Raw genomic sequence first — 21937 nt, 5'->3', positions numbered from 1 at the left:
TTTCGGTTTTATTGCGGTAGAACCACGAGGGGTTCTTCAACGGTTTTCTTTTCAGCACCCTGCTCCAGGAATGTTTCAATCCGGTCAATCGCCACGTTGAGCTGCTCGACGGGCGGGAGGGTTACGATGCGGAAGTGGTCGTCTTTGGCGTAGTTGAAGCCCGTACCGGGAACGAGGAGTACCCGCTGCTCCACCAGCAGTTCGTACACGAACTGTTCATCGTTGGCAAAGCGGAATTTCTTCAGATCCAGTTTTGGAAACAGATACAACGCTCCTTTGGGCTTCACGCAGGTAATACCCGGAATGGCCGTAATCCGGTCATAGGTAAGTTGCATTTGTTTGTACAGCCGTCCTGTTGGAATTACCAGGTCGTTAATACTCTGATAACCGCCCAAAGCCGTTTGAATAGCAAATTGAGCCGGAACGTTGCCGCACAGCCGCAGACTGGCCAGGAGATTCAATCCTTCAATGTATGATTTGGCCCGGTGTTTGGCTCCACTCAGAATCAGCCAGCCGCCGCGAAATCCGGCTGCTCGGTAGTTTTTGGAAAGCCCGCCGAACGTCAAACAAAGCGTATCCGTGGCCAGGGTACCCATGGGGTAGTGAATCGCTCCGTCGTACAGAATCTTATCGTAAATCTCATCCGAAAACAGCATCAATTGGTGCTCTTCGGCAATCCGGGCAATGCGAGCCAGTACATCTTTGGAATATACCGCTCCCGTCGGGTTATTGGGATTGATCAGGACAATGGCCTTGGTACGACGCGTGATTTTGCGTTCAATATCCTGAATATCCGGATTCCAGTCCGAAGCTTCGTCGCAGATGTAGTGGACGGGCTTGCCACCCGCTAAAGCTACCGAGGTCGTCCAGAGTGGGTAATCGGGTGAGGGAATCAGTACTTCATCCTCATCGTCGAGCAGGGCCTGCATGGTTAGCAGAATCAGCTCGCTGACCCCGTTGCCAATGTACACGTCGTCGATGGTAACCCCAGGGATACCAATACTCTGTGTGTAGTGCATGACCGCCTTTCGGGCCGCGAACAAACCCCGCGAATCGGAATAGCCCTGTGCATCCCGAATATTCACGATCATGTCGTGGATGATTTCGTCGGGAGCATCGAAGCCAAACGGAGCCGGATTGCCAATATTTAACTTGATGATTTTATAGCCCTGAGCTTCAAGTTCCAGAGCTTTTTCGTAAACGGGTCCACGAATTTCGTACCGTAAACTGTCCAGTCGCGTCGATTTGTAAAAGGCCATAGGCGTCGGTCACCCCTAATTTTTTCTAAGCAAAAAACTATCCCTTCGAGAAACTAAAAAATTTTAAAATATGTCATGGTATCTTCGGTTGGGGTTTGCAATTTCGCGTTATTTGGGAAAAGATGGAGTGATTTCAGCAGATTATTCTGTTTTCGAACAAAAATCAGATTCTTTTCGCGGGGGAATAGCCCCTTCTTTCACCCGATTCAATTATTTATCAAACCGGAGAACTTAGTTTTCAACGGATTACCTCTACCATTTTCATGACACTTACATCCAACAAGGTACGCGTGCTGGTCGTAGGCTGTGGCAACATGGGAGCCTCCCATGCCCTGGCTTACCAAAATCTGGACGGATTCGAAATCTGCGGGATTGTTTCACCGGGAAAAAGCAAGGAAGTGCTTAACGAGAAATTAGGCGGCGGTTATACGCTGTTTAATGATTACGAAACGGCTTTGACCGAAACCCAGCCCGACGCCGTTTGTATTTCTACGTACCCCGATACGCACGAGCCGTACGCGATTATGGCTCTGGAACAAGGAGCTCACGTGTTTATCGAGAAACCCCTGGCGGATACCGTTGAAGGGGCCAAACGCGTCGTAGCGGCAGCTGAAAAAGCCGGTAAGAAAGTAGTGGTAGGGTATATCCTGCGGCACCATCCGAGCTGGGAGAAATTCGTGGAAATCGCCCAGGACATGGGTAAGCCGTTGGTAATGCGGATGAACCTTAACCAGCAGAGCCATGGTAACATGTGGACGGTACACCGGAATCTGATGAAGAGCCTGAGTCCGATTGTGGATTGCGGCGTACACTATATCGACGTCATGTGTCAGATGACGCGGTCGAAGCCCGTTCAGGTAAACGCCATCGGGGCTAGACTTACCGACGAAATCCCGGATTCAAATTATAATTACGGTCAACTGCAGATCCGTTTTGAGGACGGTTCAGTAGGTTGGTACGAAGCAGGCTGGGGACCGATGATGAGCGAAACGGCCTTCTTTGTGAAAGATGTGATCGGACCCAAAGGCTGCGTATCCATCGTAGCTAAAGACGCCGGAGCGGCGGGTAAATCCGATAATGTTGATTCGCATACGAAGACAGAATCTTTACGGGTACACCGGGCTAAACTCAATCAGGACGACCAGTTTGTACAGGCCGATGAATGGATTAACCTGACCGACGAACCCGACCACAATGAGCTGTGTCAGCGGGAACAGCAGTTCTTCCTAAAAGCCATTCAGGAAAATACGGACCTGACGGATCACTTACAGGATGCCGTCAACAGTCTGCAAATTGCCTTCGCCTGTGATGAGTCCGTACGGACGGGACAGCCGGTAATGCTGTAGGTTTATAGATGAGAATGTACAGAGTACAAATGATAAAGATTTGGACTGCCAGCTCGAGAGCTGGCAGTTTTTGTTAGTCGGGTAAGGTAATTTATGTAATAGCCGACGTTCGCTTATAAAAACGTTTTTCAATAGTATGATAACTCCAGCTGGATACGAAGAAAACCAGGATATAATTGGCAATGAAGAGATAGGAATAATCGGATGAATCGAACTTTAAAATGCGAACGAATAAAATATTAAATAGCGTGTTGATTAATCCATGAGTTAAGTAAATAGAATAACTGTATAAGGCTATTTTTCTAAGTACAGGCTGCTGGACCAGATAATGTGAAATAAAGCCACGCTCATGAGAAAAAATAAGAATAGTTAAAAAGAAAATTAACTCATAAATGATACTTAATTGTAGCCATTGCTTCTGAAAATAAATGCTAATCATTACAAGTAAGACTACCAAAGTTTCAGCCCAGGAAAAGAAAATATTGCTTCGACTACTGATGAATGAATATGTATAAACATAAGTTTTACAACAGAGCACGCCAGTGAAAAAACCAATAAATCCGCGTAAAAAGCCGTAATTGTACGTATAAACGATCGAGGCCGTTTGCGTAACAACGAGTAAGACAAGTAGGGATGAAAGCAGAATAATGGCGTAAATGATCGTTTGAAGAGTGTTTTTTCTATTTCGTACGAGCAATAGGGTAACACTCGCATACAGTATGTATGAACACATTTCAGCACTTATCGACCAGCTTGGGCTATTCCAGCTTACGTTGTTTATTCCCTGCCACTTGATTGAATTTAGTAAGAACAAATTGGTGAAAAAGGTAAAAACAGTATTGTCAGGATTAATCGGCTGGTAAATAGTAATGAAGTGAGCAGCTGAACCTTTCAGCAATTCAATCAATGCGTATAGCAACAGTAAAAAAAATGCAAGGGATAAATTCTGTAAAATCGTTTTGTTAAAAAAGATTGAAAAGATTCTTGGGTTTCAATATATGGGTAATTATAGCCAATAATAAAGCCACTTAATACGAAAAAAAAGTCTACAAATAATTCGATTCCAGCAATGAAGGGATTATTTAATACGGGGGTATTGGAAAAAAGGGACATGTGGAACAAAACTATAAATGAGGCAAAAATCCCCCGAAATATATCAAGTACATCAAATCTGGTTTTCATCAAGGAATAGTGGGTCTAGACTTTACAGTTCGAAACTCGGCGGGTCGTCGATTAACCAGTTGCAGAAAGGTATTACTAAACGTCGACAAACTGGTGTACCCTACGTCGTAGGCGATCTCAGTAATGGATTTATCCGTTTGTAGCAACTCCTCAATAGCCCGTACAATCCGGTACATCTTCACGTATTGTAAAAATGAAAGCTCCATCTCCTGTTGAAAAAGTCGAGATAAAGTACGGGCACTCAACCCAAATTCGTAGGCAACTTCCGGTAAGTGCAAAGGCCTGGATACGTGCTGTTGCAAGTACTTGATGATGGGTAGCAAACGCTCGTTTTGCGTCGTAGGAATGGCTATCGGCAACGGATGCTGACCGATTTCGGGCAACAGGTACTTGAGCGTACGCAGAAAATCATAAGCGTAGACGCCGGGTCGAACCACACCCTGCCAGCGTTCGGAAAAGAGAATCATTTCCAGCAATAAATCCGTAACGGGGTAAATACCCATTTTACTAAAAAACGGATGTGTCAGGTCGTTTGCGGAAGGTAGGTACAGATTGGTTACCCGTAACGTTGACGAGGTATGGAGTACATAGTGCTCCAGCTCGGGCGGAATCCAGATAAAGTGGCGGGCGGGAAGAAAATAGGCTTTGTCGCGGGTATACAGATAGGAGATACCACCTTCAATATACGTAAATTGTCCTTTTTGGTGAAAGTGGTACGGAAACGTCTCCTCTTGCTTTTTATGAATAATGAATATTGAATCTTGAAATTGATCAATATTCTGTAAATACTCCGTTGTATACGAATTCATAGAAATAACGTATGGCTGAAATTGACAAATAATTGGCAATTTATATAAAATGGCTCAATTTGTATTATTCTAATTTTGTGTTTGTTTGTAAACGAGTAACGCAAAATGAAACGATGCATACGGGCTATACTTCTGGGAATCAACCTGATCGGAGTAACGCAGGCCCAAACCATTCCACCAGAAAACCATCAGACGCTTACGCTTACGGAAGCCTGGCAAAAGGCCGAACAGTACAACAAAACGCTTCAGGAACAGAACCTTCGAATCCAGATCAGTCACGAAAAAGTGCAGGATACTAAGAGCGAACGGCTGCCCGAAATCGGAGCCAGTACGCAGTACGCCCGCATCACGAATCTCCCAATTTACGAACGGGGTATCCTGAATACTCCAACGCAGTATCCGGTTTTGCACAACATGTTTCAGTTGAAGACCGAAGCGTACTTCAATCTGTACGAAGGAAAGAAACTGCAAACGAAAATCAAAAGCGAAGAGACCGAGCACGAACGGGTTGAGATTCAGAAAGAAGAAAACGTATCGCAGGTAAAGCTACGCGTTGCGGCGGTGTACCTGGATTTGCAACGGAGTTTGATCTTCAAGGATCTGACTCTGAAAAATATTGAAGAAGCCGAAAAGCGGCTAACGGACATTCGTGAACTGCACAAAAATGGCGTCGTCATCCGGAGTGATCTCTTACGGGCCGAGCTTCAGTTATCCCGCCAGAAGATGGCCTTGCGGGAAATTGAAAACTCCATCGCTATCACCAGTCAGAAATTGAATCTGATGATCGGGCTGCCCGAGACTACAACAATCCAGCCCGTAGCTCTGGTAGAGGGAGATTCGCTTAGTCGGAGCTATGATTCGTACCTGGATGATGCCTTCGACCATGCCCACCTGCTGCGGATTTCGGAGAAAGAACAGGAACTAACCGGTCTCAGACTGAAAGAACTACGGGCGGATAATAAACCTAAAGTGGGGCTTTTCGCCGAGTATCAGTACGGTTACCCGCAGATTACGTTTTTCCCCTACACCGGAGCTTTATACGGTTTTGGCATGGGTGGACTGAAGGCTTCGTATTCGCTTTCGTCACTCTACCACAATAAGCATAAAATCCAAGCTGCAGCTATTGACATGCAACGTCAGGAAGTGATTACCTCCGATCGGCAGGATCAGGTCAAACAGGCCGTGAAGGAAGCGTACGTGCGATACGGTGAATCCCTGCAACGGATTCAGGTGGCCGAACTAAGTATCAAGCAGGCTGCCGAAAACTACCGGATTGTGAAGAATACCTATTTCAATCAACTGGCCTTACTCACGGATCTGATCGATGCCGATACCCAACTGCTGCAAAGTCAGTACGATCTGGCGGCGGCCCGATTGATGGCTCGACTTCAATACTATCAACTCTTACATACGACTGGAAATTTATAAGCCATGAACCCCTCATCCAAACAAACGCGAACCGATCGACTCATCACCCGGATAACGGCCTGGGTGGCCCTGGTGATTCTGCTGGGATTAGCCGTCTGGGGCGGACAATCTCTCTGGGATCTGTACCATTTTGAAGAAACCAACGATGCCCAGATCGATGAATACATTAACCCCGTGACGAGCCGCGTAACGGGCTACGTACGGGAAGTCTACTACAAAGACGATCAGGAAGTGAAAAAAGGCGATACGCTGGTAGTCATCGACGACGACGAATACCAGATTCAAAAAGCCGAGGCCGAAGCGGCTCTGATGACGGCAAAGGCTCAGATCGGCGTGCTGCACAGTAACACGATTACGTCCGATAAAAACGCGGTGGTCAATCAGTTACAGATCGGAGCGGCCAAGGCCAAGCTCGTCAAACAGCAGCAGGATTACGATCGGTACGAGAAATTGCTCGCGACAGAATCCGTCACCCGGCAGCAATTTGAGAACGTGAAGATGGCCCTTGATGTGGCGAAATCGGAGTATGAGGCTTTACAGAAATCATACGAAACGTCCTTGTCCAAAACCGATGACATTACGGCTCAAAAGGCCGTCGCTCTGGCGGAAATTAAACGCCGTCAGGCCTTGCTGGATGAGATCAAACTGAAGATTTCCTACGCCGTCATTCGGGCTCCGTACGACGGAAAAATGGGCAAGAAAAGCATTCAAAAGGGTCAGTTGATTCAGGCGGGACAAACACTCGCTTTCATGGTGGATTCCGAAGAAGGGAAGTGGGTAATTGCGAATTACAAAGAAACCCAGTTACAGCATATGCACATCGGTCAGCCCGTAAACATCGAAACCGATGCCTTTCCCGGAAAGATTTTTCACGGCGAAATCGTCTCATTGTCGGCCGCCACGGGTTCCCGCTTTTCGTTACTGCCGCCCGATAATGCCACGGGGAACTTCGTAAAAATCATTCAACGCGTGCCGATCCGGATCAAACTTACCGACGACACGAATACAACGAAAGGATTGCGGGCGGGTATGAACGCCGTTGTAACCCTTAAGAAAGGAGCCTAACGATGGAAACCTTGCCCATATTCAAACGCTGGGTACCCGAGTGGTTCATTCGGGCTACGCTGTTCATCGTACTGATGCCGGGGCTATTTCTGCTAGGTCTATACGCCGGAAACGTCAATGAAACCGTCGGGTATTACGGCATTGAGCCCGCTGACGTGCAGTTTTCCATTCTGGTGTATTACGTGGCACTAGCGAGTTTCTTTTCGCTCGAACAACGGCTGGTCAGCTACTTTGCGGCGAAACATTACTTCCTGCTCGGACTTTTGCTGACGATTTTAATTAACCTGGCCCTGTACCAGGTTCGTCATCCACAAATTCTTTTTGTCCTTCGGTTTTTCCAGGGAATCTGTATCAGTGGGATTATCGCTACTTCCATGAACCTGATTTTCTCGCGGATGCGTACGGAGCGGGTTCGTATCATGGGTTATACCGTGTTTTACGGACTGCTGCTGGTCTCGGCTCCGTTGTCGTCGCTGGTGGTTTCCTGGGCGTTGCAGTACCTGGAATTCAACGCCTTGTACAAACTCATGATTTATATGCAGCTGCCCGGAGCAATCCTGCTATTGCTGATTATGAACCACGTCCGATTAAAACGCCACATCCCCCTGTATCAGGTGGAATGGATCAGTTTCGTACTGATGGTTCCGGCCTTGCTGATGTGGGCGTACATGATGGTATACGGGCAACAGGAAAATGGGTTGGATTCACCCAGGATCTGGTTCTGTCTGCTCGGAAGTATGGCTTTAACAACCTTGTTTATCTTACGGCAACGGTCATTGAAACGTCCGTATATCAATCTGAGCGTCTTTAAAAGCTCGTCGTTCGTACTAGGGCTGCTCCTCCTGCTGGTGTTTTACGTATGCCGGGGGGCCTTGGGTTTAAGCTCGACGTATTTTGCCACCGTATTGAAAATGGACCCGATTCACGTTTCTGAACTGATGTTGGTCAATATGGCGGGTATTGCCGTGGGGTCACTGGTCGTATCTCGATTCGTCATTCTTAAAAAAAGCCTGCGACTGATTTTACTGACGGGCTTTGCCTTTCTGGGCGTTTTCCACGTCTGGATGTACAGTTTGTTTTCCAATCAAGCCGAACCGGTTTATTACGTCATTCCGCTGTTTTTTCAGGGACTAGGGGCTGCCACCCTGATGGTCCCAATCATTAACTTCTACGTATCGGCCGTACCGGCGTCGATCAGTAGTTCAGCTTCGGCGGTGGGGATTCTCGTGCGATTTACGGGTTTTAGTTTAAGTATGGGGATTTTGAATTTCACCCGCCTGTTTTCAAAAAGTCTGCACTACCATCGTTTACAGGATGAGGTAACTGCCACCAACCCGTATACGCTGCAACGCTTAGCCCAGTACAGGGAAACGCTGATGCACCAAGGTATGGCGGGGGATCAGGCCAGTCTGGCCGCGAGCAAGCTGTTGGGTCAAACGGTAGATCTGCAAACCCAGCTTCGCTACTCGATGGATTATTACCTGATTGTGGCCGCTGTCATTGGCGTAACCATGCTAGCGATTGCCTTGGTACCTTACCTGCGAACGAAGCTTCTCTTTACGCGACAACCGCCGATACCCTTTTGATAGGATCATATGTACAAAGAAAAGCCCTCCGATAGAATATGTCGGAGGGCTTTTCTTCATTACTAAAATCTTATTTACACCACCGCAAACATCGACTTGGCTTTTGCCTCCAGTTTCGAAGTTCCACCGTTGAGGTAGCAGTCAGCGGCCCGGGCGGCTTCGCGACCTTCACTGATGGCCCATACCACTAGCGACTGTCCGCGACGCATATCACCCGCTACGAATACTTTGTCGATACCCGTTTGATAATCATCCGAAAGTACGTTGCCGCGGTTGTCAAATTCCAGTCCCTGTTCAGCCAGTTGCGACAACAGACCTTCGCGTTGGGGGTGGAGGAAGCCCGCGGCAATCAGAGCGAGATCGCAGGGAACCACGCGTTCGTTCTGTTCTACGTTCTGTGCTTTGCCATCCACTACTGTCAAGACGATATCGGCAATACGCAGGTGCGTCAGTTTGTCACCGTCACCGATAAATTCTTTCACGGAAATACTCCAGAAACGTTCGCAACCTTCATCGTGTGAGGTGCTGGTCCGTTTCATGTTCGGCCATAAGGGCCAGGGCGTACCCGGGTGACGTTCTTTCGGAGGTTCGGGCATTACTTCTACCTGCGTAACCGAAGCCGCCGAATGACGATTGGATGTACCGATACAGTCAGAACCCGTATCGCCACCGCCAATCACGACCACGTGTTTACCCGTCGCAAGCAATTCTCCATTTTTGTAGTGCATGCCGCGATGATCGTAGACACGGTCAATGTTGGCATTCCGCTTGTTTTGCTGACTCAGGAATTCCATCGCCGGGTGTACGCCTTTGTTCAGGTACGTATCCCAACCAATTACATCCTTACCATCCCAGGTTTTGTTAATACCCCGGGCCACGGTCGAGCCGCCCGAAAGCATGACCAGATCATACTGATCGAGCAGTTCCGAGCCGGAAATATCCTCGCCCACGTTGACGCCCGTTTTGAAGGTGATGCCTTCCGCTTTCATCACTTCCACGCGGCGATCGATGGTCCATTTTTCGAGTTTGAAATCGGGGATGCCGTAACGTAACAAGCCACCCACCTGATCGGCCCGTTCGTAAACGGTGACCCAGTGACCCGCTTTGTTGAGCTGAGCCGCCGCAGCCAGACCCGCAGGTCCGCCACCGATGACGGCTACTTTCTTACCCGTACGGTCTTTCTCATCAATTTGCAGGGGCTTCACGTAACCGTTCAGGAAGGCGTACTCGATGATGGATTTCTCGATGTACTCAATCGTAACGGGGGGCTTGTTGATGCCCAGTACGCAGGAAGCCTCGCAGGGAGCCGGACAAATACGACCCGTAAATTCCGGGAAGTTGTTGGTCGAGCTCAGAATTTCGTAAGCCAGACCCCAGTTGTTTTCGTACACGGCGTCGTTGAATTCCGGGATGATGTTTCCCAGCGGACAGCCGTTGTGACAAAAAGGGATACCGCAGTCCATGCAGCGGGCTGCATTGTGGGTCTGTACTTGTTCAAAAGACAGATCAATGTCAATTTCCTTGTAATCGAGTTTACGCTCAGCTACCGGACGTTTGCTAGGTAATTCTCGCGTAAATTCTAGAAAACCAGTTGGTTTGCCCATTGTACGTATGAATGATGACTACCCGAAGGCAGTACGAATGATCGAATTGGAAAACTTGAAAGGGGAGAATAGAGAGGATTCCCAGGGGCGGGAACCCTCCCGAATCATTATTTTACCAGCACGTCTGCTACAAAGTCACCGTATACGACTTCTTTGTTCGCAATCTGATCGCTCAGGGCAATGCCTTTGTTGGCCAGAGCCTGCTTAAAGTCGGTCGGCATCACCTTCACAAACTGATCGGCAATGGTATCCCAGTTATCGAGTACGATGGTTGCTACTTTCGATTGTGTGTGCGACTGGTGTTTCTCAACGTACATCCGAACGATGTTATGATCTTCGCTGCTGAGTTTTTCCAGAGCAATCATTTCCGGATTGACCTTGTCAGCAAAATCACCGTTTTTATCCCAGATGTACGCGACACCGCCACTCATACCCGCACCGAAGTTACGTCCGGTATTACCCAGAATGATTACTAAACCACCTGTCATATACTCGCAACCGTGGTCACCGATGCCTTCGACGACTACTTTGGCACCCGAGTTCCGTACGCCGAAACGTTCGCCAGCCATACCGCGGATGTACGCTTCGCCGGAAGTGGCTCCGTAGAAGCACACGTTACCAACGATACTATTCTGGGAAGGAATAAAGTCGGGTTTGATGTTACGGTCGGGGTAAATGATCAGCTCCGTACCGCAAAGACCTTTGCCTACGTAATCGTTGGCATCGCCTTCGAGTTCCAGTCGCATCCCGTGGGTACCAAACGCTCCGAAGCTTTGTCCGGCCGTACCCCGGAATTTGAAGTGAATCGTTCCGGCGGGCAAACCTTTGGCCTTGTACACCTTCGTGATTTCGTTGGAAAGCATGGTACCTACCGTCCGGTTCACGTTGATGATGGGGAATTCGCCCGTTACCTTTTCCTGATTTTCCAGAGCCGCTTTGGCTTTTTCAATCATGGCCCAGTCGAGCTGTACGTCCAGTCCGTGATCCTGCTCTTCTACTTTCACCATCGGCTCGGTATCGTACATCGGATCGCGGTACAGAATGGCTCCCAGATTCACCGATTTGGCTTTCCAGTTCTGAACGCCTTCGCGTACTTTCAGACGCTCCACGTGACCCACCATTTCGTTGATGGTCCGGAAACCAAGCTTCCGCATGTACTCACGCACTTCGTTCGCCAGGAATTGGAACAGGTTCACCACGTGATCAGCATCGCCCGTGAACAGAGCCCGTAAGTCCGGATTCTGCGTGGCAACGCCCACCGGGCAGGTATTCAGGTGACACTTCCGCATCATGATACAACCCATCGTAACCAGAGCAGCTGTGGCAACGCCGAATTCTTCGGCTCCAAGCAGGGCTGCAATAACAATATCACGACCCGTTTTCAGCTGACCATCCGTCTGAATGGTGACGCGACCCCGTAAGCGGTTGCGTACCAGCGTCTGGTGCGTTTCGGCCAGACCCAGTTCCCAGGGCAGACCCGCGTGACGAATCGACGACAGGGGAGAAGCTCCCGTACCGCCATCGTGACCCGCAATCAGGATATGATCGGCGTGAGCTTTCGCTACACCCGTAGCTACGGTACCTACACCCGCTTCTGATACCAGTTTTACCGAGATACGAGCCTTACGGTTCGCATTCTTCAAATCGAAAATCAGCTGGGCTAAATCTTCAATCGAGTAAATATCGTGGTGGGGCGGGGGCGAAATCAGACCTACGCCGGGCGTCGAGTGACGCGTTTTTCCAATCCAGGCATCTACTTTATGACCGGGCAGCTGACCACCCTCACCGGGCTTGGCCCCCTGAGCCATTTTAATTTGTAACTCCTGAGCGTTCGTCAGGTATTCCATCGTCACCCCGAAACGTCCAGAGGCTACTTGCTTAATGGCCGAGTTCATCGAATCACCATTGGGCAGTACCGTATAGAAACGCTTCGGATCTTCACCGCCTTCGCCCGTATTTGACTTACCGCCGATCCGGTTCATGGCAATGGCCAGCGTGGAGTGAGCTTCCCAGGAAATGGAACCAAAGGACATGGCACCCGTCGCAAACCGCGTCATGATGCTCTGAATGGATTCAACTTCTTCGTCTTTCAGCCATTCGGATTGGGGCAACAGTTTCAGATCCAGCAGGCCGCGTAAAGTGGCCGTTTTCTGGGTCTGATCGTCGATGGCTTTGGTATATTTCTTGAACAACTCGAAGTCGTTCTTCTTCGTCGATTGCTGAAGGGCGTGAACCGTTTCAGGGTTGAAGAGGTGGAATTCACCGCGGTGCTTCCACTGGTACACGCCACCCACTTCCAGACGCGGATTGCCCACGTGAGCCTCCGGGAACGCCTGATGGTGACGAATCAGTACTTCAGTTTGAATACCGTCCAGGTTCAGACCGCCAATCCGCGTAACCGTTCCGGTGAAGTATTCATCCACCACTTCTTTCGTAATACCCAGAGCTTCGAAAATCTGAGCTCCCTGGTAACTCTGAAGCGTGGAAATGCCCATTTTCGAGAAGATCTTGAGCAACTCACCGTTCACTGCCTTGATATAATTCTGGCAAAGCTTGTCGAAATCGTAGGGAACCGATACGAGGTTTTTCTCCCGCATGTTCGAAATCGTTTCGAAGGCCATATACGGGTTCACCGCCGCCGCCCCAAAACCGATCAGGGTGGCAAAGTGGTGCGTTTCCCAGACGTCACCCGCTTCTACGATCAAACCCACTTTGGCCCGTAAACCTTTGCGGCTCAGGTGCTGGTGGACGGCTGAGGTAGCCAGCAACGAGGGGATGGGAGCGTGGTTGGAATCCACGCCACGATCGGAAAGCGTAATGATCTGGTAATCGTCATTAACGGCATATTCCGCGTCTTCGCAAATGCGTTTGAGGGCTTTTTTCAGGGCACCTACACCGCCGCTAGCCCGGAAGGTCGTATATACCGTTTTGTTGGTGAAATGCCGGGTATCAATGTTCCGGATTTTTTCCAGCTGCGTATTGTCCAGCACGGGCTGACGTAATTCCAGCACTTTACAGTGTTCCGGTGATTCCGTCAGAATGTTGCCGTAACCACCCACGTAGCTGATCAACGACATGATCGTACGCTCCCGAATCGGGTCAATGGGCGGGTTGGTTACCTGGGCAAACAATTGCTTGAAGTAGTGGCTCAGGTGCTGGCTCTGATCGGAGAGAATCGCCAGTGGCGTATCTACCCCCATCGAACCGAGTGCTTCCTTACCCGTTTCCACCATCTGCGTCAAGATCATCCGGATGTCCTCCGACGTCATGCCGAATACCTGTTGCTTGGTGATGAGTTCCTTATCGTAAGGCGTATTCCACTCCGTTTTTGGTTCGGGCAGGTCGTTCAGCGTGATTTTGTACTTATTCAGCCATTTCTGATAGGGCTGAGCGGCACAAATTTCGGATTTCAGCTCTTCGTCGGGAATGATGCGACCCTGCTCCATGTCCACTACGAACATACGGCCGGGTTGCAGACGACCTTTCGAAACTACTTTCGACTGATCGATGTCGAGTACCCCCGCTTCCGAAGACAGGATCACGGTATCGTCGTCAAGTACCCAGAAACGGCTCGGCCGCAGACCATTCCGGTCGAGGGTAGCACCGATGATTTTTCCGTCGGTAAACGAGATCGACGCCGGACCATCCCAGGGCTCCATCAGGGCCGCATGGTATTCGTAGAACGCTTTCCGTTGCAGGTCCATTTCCGTGTTGCCATCCCAGGCTTCGGGAATGAGCATCATCATCACATGGGGCAACGAGCGACCCGCCAGGTACAATAACTCAATGGCGTTGTCGAGGCTCGCCGAATCGGACTGACCCGCCGGACAAAGAGCCTCACGAATGATTTTCAGTTCCTCGTCGGAGAAAACATCCGATTTAAACAGGGCCGACGTGGCTTTGAACCAGCTTACATTTCCTTTAACCGTATTGATCTCACCGTTGTGAGCAATGAACCGGAAAGGTTGAGCCAGTTTCCACTCGGGAAACGTATTGGTAGAGAATCGGCTGTGAACGATGGCAAAAGCCGAAGTCACCGATTCATTCTGTAAATCGAGGAAATAAGGCAGGGTTTGCATCGTCGTGAGCATCCCCTTATAAATGATGGTACGCGTCGAAAGCGACGAGAAATAGAACTTCTCATTCACTCCCCGTACGGCTTCGTTCACGACCCGCGTCACCAGTTGACGGAATACGTACAGCTTCCGTTCGAAATCCAGTTCACCCGTCAGGTGGGCCGGACGGCGAATGAACAACTGTTCCATCTGGGGTTCGGAGTTGCCGGAGTCGGCTCCCTGAATATCCGCATTGTTCACGGGAACGACGCGGTAACCCAGAATTTCCAGGCCCAGTTCTAAGGCCTGACGATGAATAACTTCCTTGCATTCCTGACGTACGGCGGAATCTTTCGGAAAGAACGTCATCCCTACACCGTAATCCCCGGCGGCGGGTAGACTAATGCCTTCCTTGGCACATACTTTCAGAAAAAACTCGTGGGGAATTTGCAGCAGAATGCCGGCTCCGTCACCGGAGTTCGGATCACATCCACAGGCACCCCGGTGATCCATGCGTTCCAGAATCTGGATGGCATCGCGGACGGTGCGGTGCGACTTGCGGCCTTTCATATTGGCAATGAAGCCAATGCCACAGGCATCGTGCTCAAATTCAGGGCGGTAGAGGCCCAGAGGTTGCTGGTTAGGCTGGTCAGACATATTCCTAACGGTTTGCTCGGTAAAAATTCAAAATTCGGTAATGCAATCAGATGGAAAATCTCAGAACAAAACCTGTATCAAGGGAGAAAAGGACCACAGATTTTAAACTGGTCTGCTAAGATACTACAAAAAATAATTGGTTAAAAATCGGATTAGCCATAGAATATTTGGAATCCTTAAGATTTAAAGAAATAATTAAATTTAGTGTTAACTTTTTTATATTCCTAATAAAAGACAATTAATCTTGAAAATTTAATAATTAGCTAACTAGGTTTCTATTTCGTTGATTAAGAAAAGAAAATTTCAAGAACTGTCTGTTGAAGGTTTCAAAAACTGTATATCACTTGTGTAAAATGAAAAAAAACCGGTTTTAAGGTTTTGTTAAGTTTCAAAATGAATTTTTAATAAAAAAAAGATGAAATCGTTTGGGAAATGCTAAAAAGGAAAACAAACAGGAAGCAAATGGCCTGGAATGACGAACAAAAGAGGTATTTACAAAAAACGCACGACTTTTAGGCCGTACGTTTTTAAGAGAAAAGATGGGCAGGCTACTTATTTGAGCCGTTCCTCGTCTTCAACCCCACCTGTTTTCTTCTTGGGCTGTTTCTTGCCGATGAATAGTTTTAGCTGGTCGAAATACCAGTCACTCGTGTACTCCATCACGCCTAGTTCCTGGGCTTGGATGCTACTCTCGGTAAAGACAAAATTCTTTAATAAGGATTGTTCCAGTCCGGTAGCGACGAAAGCCGTCTGGGCGTTCGTAACTTTTACATTCCGGACGTATATATTTTTAGCGTAGGGAATTCCCTTTTCCACCGGGGTTACTTTCTGAAGCATCGATTTCCAGTGAGCGGGGATCGTTTCGTAGGTATAGCCAGCGGGAAGCGTGGAGTAGCTATAGGCCGGATACCAGTTGAGGTTAAACTGGAAAGCCGTATTCAGCGAATCCATTTCCGTATTCTGGAAGTAAATGTCTTCAATGGTACCGCCGCGGGTCGTGGCTGACTTGATGCGTAGCCCATTATCGGTGTGTTTGGCGTAGAGATCGGTTGCCAGTACGTGGCGGATGCCGCCGGAAGTTTCACTACCCAACGTGACCAGTCCGGCCCCGCGACGGGCAATGCACTTGCGAATGACCACGTATTCCGTGGGCTTATTCACCCGCAGACCATCCCAGTCGCGACCGGCCTTCAGGCAGAAATTATCATCATTACAGTCAATGTCACAGTTTTCGACCAGTACCCAGGTCGAGGAGTCCACATCTACGCCGTCGGTACTCGGACCACTGCCATCTTCATTGTTTCGAATCACAACGCCATCAACGGTTAGGTGATCTGAATACAGAAGTTGCACCGTCCAGAAACCAGCGTTTTTGAAGGTAAGCCCTTTCAGGGTAATATCGCTGGAATTTTGGACGAGGAACGTACGGACGCGTTTTACGTCGTAATCCACGATCCAGCGTAGGCCTTTGGTATCGTATTCCTTGCGGGTTTTCCAGTAAAGATCCCAGTTAAATTTACCCCGGGCATTCACTACGCCTTCACCCGTAACGGCCGCATTTTTGGCGTCCATCACATTAAACAAGGCGGCGGGCCACTTCATTTCAATCCCGGCCACGCGGGTATCGATGTCGGGATAATCTTCCAGCTTCTCACTGCCCAGAATCAGAACGTCTTTACTGATTTTTAAATGCACATTGGATTTCACGAACAAGGCACCCGTAACATAGCTGCCCGGCTTGAACGTGACGACACCGCCGCCTTTCTGAGCACAGGCATCGATGGCTTTCTGAATGGCTTTGGTAGCGAGCGTTTTGCCGTCGGCTTTGGCTCCGTAGGCATTCACGCTAAATTCTTGGGAAGCATCGGGAAAGCGGCGAGCACCCGTCTTAGTAACCCAATCCAGGTTTTGAGCCTTCGTCTGCAGGCTCAACAGCAGAAAAAAGAGAAGCAAGTGTTTCATCATGGTGTATTAGGTCGTGCGTTAGTAAAGAACCACGGCTTTTAATCCAATGACGAAAGAACCACATTTCTTTCAGAAACGAGGTTCCGGGCAGGAAGCTACAGGATAGTAAGGGGTCTAGAAAGGCTGATGCTCGATGCTCTGAGGATTGACCCCGACGGCATAGGTATGTCCTTCTTCAGCCAAAAATGTATTCGCAAACACTTCACGGGCTTCGGTCAGCAGATGGTCTACTTCCCGGTACCGCGAGGAAAAATGTCCTAACAACAACTGACCCACCTGGGCATCACGGGCGACCTGAGCCGCCTGTCGGGCCGTGGAGTGGTTGGTACGTACGGCTCGTTCGAGCAGGCTGTCCGCAAACGTGGCCTCGTGGTACAGCAGATCCACTTCCTGTACGTACTGATACAGTTCGGGCAGATAAATGGTATCCGAACAAAACGCGTAGCTGCGGGCCGTTGGCGGCGGGGTGGTCAGATCCTCGAAACGGTATTTTACCTGGTCGTTTTCATCCAGTACGTCTTTTCCGTGTTTCAGCTGAATTAACTCGTTCGGATGAGCCTCGGGGGGCACCAGCCCGCGAATCAGATTCCGATCCCGGGTTTTTTCCCGAAAGATAAAACCGGTACAGGGAATGCGGTGCTGCAACGGAACGGTATCGACGGTCAGGTGTGGATGATCCAGAATGCGTTCGACCTGGGTTGGATTGGTGGTGCGGAATTCCAACGGATAGGTTAGTAGCGTATTGGAGTATTTAAAATGCGTGGTAATGATTTCATCCAGACCGTGCGGCCCGTAAATCACGAGCGGTTCCAGCCGCTGAGCCAGACTCATACTCGTCAGAAGTCCAAACAATCCAAAGTAATGGTCACCGTGTAGGTGGGAAATAAAAATGTGGTGCAGCTTACTCAGCCGCAGTTTATACCGCAGAATCTGTAGCTGTGTACCTTCGCCGCAATCCAGCAAAAAATGCTCATGGTCATACGTAATCCACTGAGCCGTAGGATTTCTTTGCAGGGTTGGCGTCGCGGAACCCGTACCTAAAATGGTGACTTGAAATTGCAAAGCTTTGTAAAGTTTGTGTTTAGAAGGGAACGGAAAAGAATTATTCCTCATCCCAAAAAAAGCCAGCCCTTAGGCCAGCTTTTCGTTTAATATTCTTCGTCTTTGCCGGAAGAGCTGCCGCCTTCTTCGTCGGCACTTCCGCCGTAATCGTATTCATCGTCTTCTTCTTCGCGGAATTCGCCTTCGAGTTCGTTCATGAATACGGCGTCCACGGCTTCTTCGACGGTCGGCAGAATCGTCAGATCCCGGATTTTGGCTTCGTCCAGACTTTCGATTAAATCTTCGTCCTTGCTTACCAGTACCAGCAGACCACCGTCCCGCAGACACAGTTCGTTGGCTTTACGCAGTACCGAAAAACCATCCTGCTCGATCGTTTGTACCTTTTCCAGATCAAATACCATGTTCGTATATCCTTCTTTCCAGAGGGAGGCTACGGACTTGGAAATGCCTTGGGAAACTTCCGTATCAATGGTCGCCATATTCACATCGATCAATACGTACTGCTGGCTTTTTTCTATTTTAAACTCCATACGTTTACAGTGGTCCTTTATGATTTTTAGTTTCGGTTGACAGTTTATTCGGCGTTGTTTGTTACTAGTTATTGCGGGCACTGGTCAGGAGATTGCTGAAGCTCTACAAATGTTTAGCTGATTGATCTAATGGAACTAGTGGCACCATTTTCAACTAAAAATCTATTTGTAAAACAACAAACAACTAGCTATTTCTCGCCGCCAGCAACGCATTCACATTGGCTTCAATACGGGCCAGAGCGTCGGGATCGGGGGTTGGAGCAAACGTACGGCCCGTCACTTTTTCAAACAGCTCGATGTATCTATGCGATATTTCCTGCGTCCATTCTTCCGACATGGCGGGAACGGTCTGACCTTCTTTTCCCTGGAATCCATTAGCAATGAGCCACTCCCGCACAAACTCTTTGGAGAGTTGCCGCTGGGTTTCGCCCGCCGCCTGCCGTTCGGCGTATCCGTCGGCGTAAAAATAGCGGCTTGAATCGGGCGTATGAATCTCGTCGATCAGGTAAATCTCCGTACCACGCTTACCAAATTCGTACTTCGTGTCAACCAGAATAAGTCCCTGATCGGCGGCCATTTGGGTGCCCCGCTCAAACAAAGCCAGGGTATACTGCTCCAGTTGTGTATATTCTTCTTCAGAAATCAATCCCTGCCGGAGGATTTCCTCGCGGGAAATATCCTCATCGTGCCCTTCGTGAGCCTTCGTTGTGGGTGTAATGATGGGTTGAGGCAGCCGGTCATTTTCCTTCAGTCCTTCGGGCAGGGTTACGCCGCAAAGCTCCCGTAATCCGGAACGATAGGTACGCCAGGCGTGACCTGCCAGATAGCCTCGAACGACCATTTCAACGGGGTAAGCTTCACATTTCCAGCCGAAACTAACGTTAGGGTCGGGCACTTCCAGTAACCAGTTAGGAACCAGATCCGCCGTCGCCTGCAAGAAGTGAGCGGCAATCTGATTAAGCACCTGTCCTTTGTATGGGATAGGACTGGGCAATATCACGTCAAATGCTGAAATACGGTCGGAGGCAATGGCCAGCATCGTATCGTCAAAAAAGTATACGTCACGAACCTTGCCGTGATACAGGCCGGTCTGACCGGGAAATTGAAATTCGGTACGGGAGATAGGCATGAACCTTTGTATAAGTTGCGGGTGGCAAAATTAACGAGCTTCCGTACAAATGCCAACTTCTGGCTTCAATGAGTACGCACAAGCGGAAAGACCGTCAGAAGTTGAAAGATGAAGGGTTACCATTTTTCCTTCGTCTCTACCGTATTCTCGGCCCGGTGCGGGTGTTGCTGGAGGTACTGAATCTCCTGGTTGCGGGAAGATTCCAGCAAGCGTAAGGCCTGTTCTTCCGAAAGATTGACCTGATTCAGGGACTTTAGAATTTCTTCTTTTCGGGTGGAAGCCTGTACCTCGGCAGCCTGGGGTGGGGGCGTACTGGACGAGGAATTGGGGGGCGGCGGAGGCGTCGTGGGCATGTCAGGGCGGTCGATGTGCCGACGGCGAACAAATTCGTAATTAAAACGGGCCTGTTCGTTTTCGGAATTCCGCTCCAGGGCTCGCTGGAACCGTTCTTCCGCCCGCAGGGTATCGCCGGAAGAGCAGGCCAGAATCCCCAGCTGATTGAGGGCAGCGGACGCAATCCAGGCATCGGATACGCGAACCAGCCGACTATACTGCTCCAAAGCCAAAGCCGTGTCTTTTTGAGCAAAGGCCGCGTGAGCCATGTTCAGAATGATGTACGGATCGGGTACGAGTTGCGTTCGCTCCAGGTACTCGTAATACTGAATGGCCTGATCGTATTTTTTCTGACGATAGGCTTCTTCGGCCATACGTTTGGCCTGATTTCGTTGGATAATTTGACTGGGCCAGCCCAGGGTTGTCAGCCAGATGGCAATTTTTAACCAGAAAATATTCATACACAAGCTCGACTCGGAGCGGATTACAAACGAAACGTACGCACCGTGATCAAAATATCCAGACTCAGTAATACCAGACCCAGAATAACGAAATAATAATAGCGATTGGACGTAATGGCTATTTTCCGCTGATCGATCAGCCGCCCGGCTACCTGCTGGATGCTTTGGGTCAGTTTCGGGAAATCGTTGCGTACGGTGGTGATTTCGTAATAGTCGCCGCCGGTGGTCGTGGCCATTTTCTCCAATGATTCGGATTGCAGATACGTACGTATAAAGGTGCCGTCCTCGCCTTTGATGAACCCATTACCCAAAGGAATGCGGCTACCCTCGCGGGTACCAATGCCCAGGCAAAAGAGCTGAATCCCCTGTCGGCGAATGGACCGGAGCGTTTTGGTAGCGACGCCGTTAAAATCTTCGCCATCGCTGATGAACACAATGACTTTCGAAGCATTGGCCCGTGTATGCTCACCCGATTGTTTATCCAGGGCCATTTGCAGGGCTGGTTCGAAGGCGGTCCCCTGATCGGTCAGCATGCGGGTGTTGAGCGATTCGATGAAAACGGTCAGGGCGTTGCGGTCAAAGGTCAGCGGGCATTGCAAGTAGGCGCCTGACGAAAAAACGATGAGGCCGAAGCGATCGTTGGGAAATTGCGTAATGAGTCGGTTCAGTTCAAACTTGATGCGTTGCAGGCGGGAGGGCTGAATATCCGTCGCATCCATGGAGCTGGAGACATCGACCACCAGAAAAATATCCTTGCCCACGGCCTGCACATCCCGTTCGGGATCGCCGAAGGAAGGCTCCAGCAACCCGATGATCAGAGCACCCATGGCCGCCGAGCGAAGAAAAAACTTCAGGGCAACGGAACGAGCAGAGGTATTGAGCCGGTGAGCGTACCAAAAAGTTCGACCCAAATAGATGAGGTATAGAATACCGAATAAAGCAATGAAAATCAGCTCCGTTCGTCCCCAATCACGATTAAAAATCATATTGCTATCAACGGTGAAAACTGCAAAAAACGATTTTTTTTTCGAAAATACTTGTGTTTGGGGTTTTTAAGAGCCTATATTTGCGAACCGAAACGGAGAAGGAGAGGTGCCTGAGTGGCCGAAAGGAGCAGTTTGCTAAACTGTCGTACGCCTAAAGCGTACCGCGGGTTCGAATCCCGCCCTCTCCGCACAGTTTTGAATTTTTCGGGGTGTAGCGTAGCCCGGTATCGCGTCTGCTTTGGGAGCAGAAGGCCGTCAGTTCGAATCTGGCCACCCCGACTACTAAATTGACCAGTGCCCGTTCTCAGAACTCTGTGAACCACGCTGAAACCGGCTGAGTCTGGTCCTATAGCTCAACCGGATAGAGCAACTGCCTTCTAAGCAGTAGGTTGCAGGTTCGAGTCCTGCTGGGATCACATTGGAAATCAAGCACTTAGCCTCTAGAAAGCTAAGTGCTTTTTTGTTATCTCGCCCACAAAC

General features: G+C 49.4%; 15 protein-coding genes and 3 tRNA genes. 7 read left to right on the top strand and 11 right to left on the bottom strand.

All coding sequences use genetic code 11. The features are described from left to right. Positions 1-8: 8 nt before the first annotated feature. A complete protein-coding gene (locus C5O19_RS11565; protein WP_104712264.1) occupies positions 9-1259 on the bottom strand; it encodes a pyridoxal phosphate-dependent aminotransferase in 1251 nt (416 codons plus the stop codon). A gap of 263 nt (positions 1260-1522) precedes the next feature. On the opposite strand from C5O19_RS11565, the gene C5O19_RS11560 reads away from it, so the two are divergent. Then, positions 1523-2605 carry a Gfo/Idh/MocA family protein gene (locus C5O19_RS11560; RefSeq protein WP_104712262.1) on the top strand — a complete coding sequence of 361 codons (1083 nt, stop codon included), beginning with the start codon at positions 1523-1525 and terminating at the stop codon, positions 2603-2605. Positions 2606-3508: 903 nt separating this feature from the next. On the opposite strand, the gene C5O19_RS26525 is transcribed toward C5O19_RS11560, so the two are convergent. Next, positions 3509-3787, bottom strand: coding sequence for an acyltransferase family protein (locus C5O19_RS26525; protein WP_394341774.1), 279 nt, complete (start codon positions 3785-3787; stop codon positions 3509-3511). Beyond that, positions 3787-4596, bottom strand: coding sequence for a helix-turn-helix domain-containing protein (locus tag C5O19_RS11545; RefSeq protein ID WP_104712254.1), 810 nt, complete (start codon positions 4594-4596; stop codon positions 3787-3789). The genes C5O19_RS26525 and C5O19_RS11545 overlap by 1 nt, the downstream gene beginning before the upstream one ends. A 105-nt stretch (positions 4597-4701) precedes the next feature. On the opposite strand from C5O19_RS11545, the gene C5O19_RS11540 reads away from it, so the two are divergent. The 3 genes from C5O19_RS11540 to C5O19_RS11530 are packed head-to-tail and all read left to right on the top strand — an operon-like array spanning position 4702 to position 8675. Beyond that, positions 4702-6024: a TolC family protein gene (locus C5O19_RS11540; protein ID WP_104712252.1), complete on the top strand. Its 1323-nt coding sequence runs from the start codon at positions 4702-4704 to the stop codon at positions 6022-6024. Between the two features lie 3 nt (positions 6025-6027). Beyond that, a complete protein-coding gene (locus C5O19_RS11535) occupies positions 6028-7089 on the top strand; it encodes an HlyD family secretion protein (protein ID WP_104712250.1) in 1062 nt (353 codons plus the stop codon). Positions 7090-7091: 2 nt separating this feature from the next. Continuing rightward, complete coding sequence (locus C5O19_RS11530; protein ID WP_104712248.1) at positions 7092-8675, top strand: MFS transporter; 1584 nt, start codon at positions 7092-7094, stop codon at positions 8673-8675. A 74-nt stretch (positions 8676-8749) separates the two neighbouring features. Here the strand turns inward: C5O19_RS11530 and C5O19_RS11525 are convergent, their stop codons facing one another. The 8 genes from C5O19_RS11525 to C5O19_RS11490 all read right to left on the bottom strand — a co-directional run bounded on the left by C5O19_RS11525 (position 8750) and on the right by C5O19_RS11490 (position 21457). Beyond that, entirely contained in the window at positions 8750-10279 is a 1530-nt protein-coding gene (locus C5O19_RS11525) for a glutamate synthase subunit beta (RefSeq protein WP_104712245.1), read from the bottom strand. A gap of 107 nt (positions 10280-10386) precedes the next feature. Then, complete coding sequence (gltB, locus tag C5O19_RS11520) at positions 10387-14991, bottom strand: glutamate synthase large subunit (protein ID WP_104712243.1); 4605 nt, start codon at positions 14989-14991, stop codon at positions 10387-10389. 552 nt (positions 14992-15543) lie between these two features. Next, on the bottom strand, positions 15544-16956 hold the full coding sequence (locus C5O19_RS11515; RefSeq protein WP_104712241.1) for a glycoside hydrolase family 28 protein: 1413 nt from the start codon (positions 16954-16956) through the stop codon (positions 15544-15546). Between the two features lie 114 nt (positions 16957-17070). Continuing rightward, positions 17071-18018, bottom strand: a complete 948-nt coding sequence (locus tag C5O19_RS11510) for a ribonuclease Z (protein WP_104714062.1) — start codon at positions 18016-18018, stop codon at positions 17071-17073. An 86-nt stretch (positions 18019-18104) separates the two neighbouring features. Continuing rightward, positions 18105-18548, bottom strand: coding sequence for an STAS domain-containing protein (locus C5O19_RS11505; RefSeq protein ID WP_104712239.1), 444 nt, complete (start codon positions 18546-18548; stop codon positions 18105-18107). Positions 18549-18732: 184 nt separating this feature from the next. Beyond that, on the bottom strand, positions 18733-19677 hold the full coding sequence (locus C5O19_RS11500; protein WP_104712237.1) for a phosphoribosylaminoimidazolesuccinocarboxamide synthase: 945 nt from the start codon (positions 19675-19677) through the stop codon (positions 18733-18735). Positions 19678-19793: 116 nt separating this feature from the next. Then, positions 19794-20471 carry a hypothetical protein gene (locus tag C5O19_RS11495; protein WP_104712235.1) on the bottom strand — a complete coding sequence of 226 codons (678 nt, stop codon included), beginning with the start codon at positions 20469-20471 and terminating at the stop codon, positions 19794-19796. 23 nt (positions 20472-20494) lie between these two features. Beyond that, a complete protein-coding gene (locus tag C5O19_RS11490; RefSeq protein ID WP_104712233.1) occupies positions 20495-21457 on the bottom strand; it encodes a vWA domain-containing protein in 963 nt (320 codons plus the stop codon). Between the two features lie 100 nt (positions 21458-21557). On the opposite strand from C5O19_RS11490, the gene C5O19_RS11485 reads away from it, so the two are divergent. The 3 genes from C5O19_RS11485 to C5O19_RS11475 all read left to right on the top strand — a co-directional run bounded on the left by C5O19_RS11485 (position 21558) and on the right by C5O19_RS11475 (position 21873). Continuing rightward, positions 21558-21645: transfer RNA gene (locus C5O19_RS11485), tRNA-Ser, on the top strand. A 17-nt stretch (positions 21646-21662) separates the two neighbouring features. Beyond that, positions 21663-21736 (top strand) — tRNA-Pro (locus C5O19_RS11480). Between the two features lie 63 nt (positions 21737-21799). Next, positions 21800-21873, top strand: a tRNA-Arg gene (locus tag C5O19_RS11475). Positions 21874-21937 lie beyond the last annotated feature (64 nt).

Origin of the sequence: Siphonobacter curvatus, from assembly GCF_002943425.1 — a bacterium.
Taxonomy (GTDB): domain Bacteria; phylum Bacteroidota; class Bacteroidia; order Cytophagales; family Spirosomataceae; genus Siphonobacter; species Siphonobacter curvatus.
The sequence above is the reverse complement of the archived record's forward strand: the minus strand, read 5'-3'. Positions and strand labels throughout refer to the sequence as shown.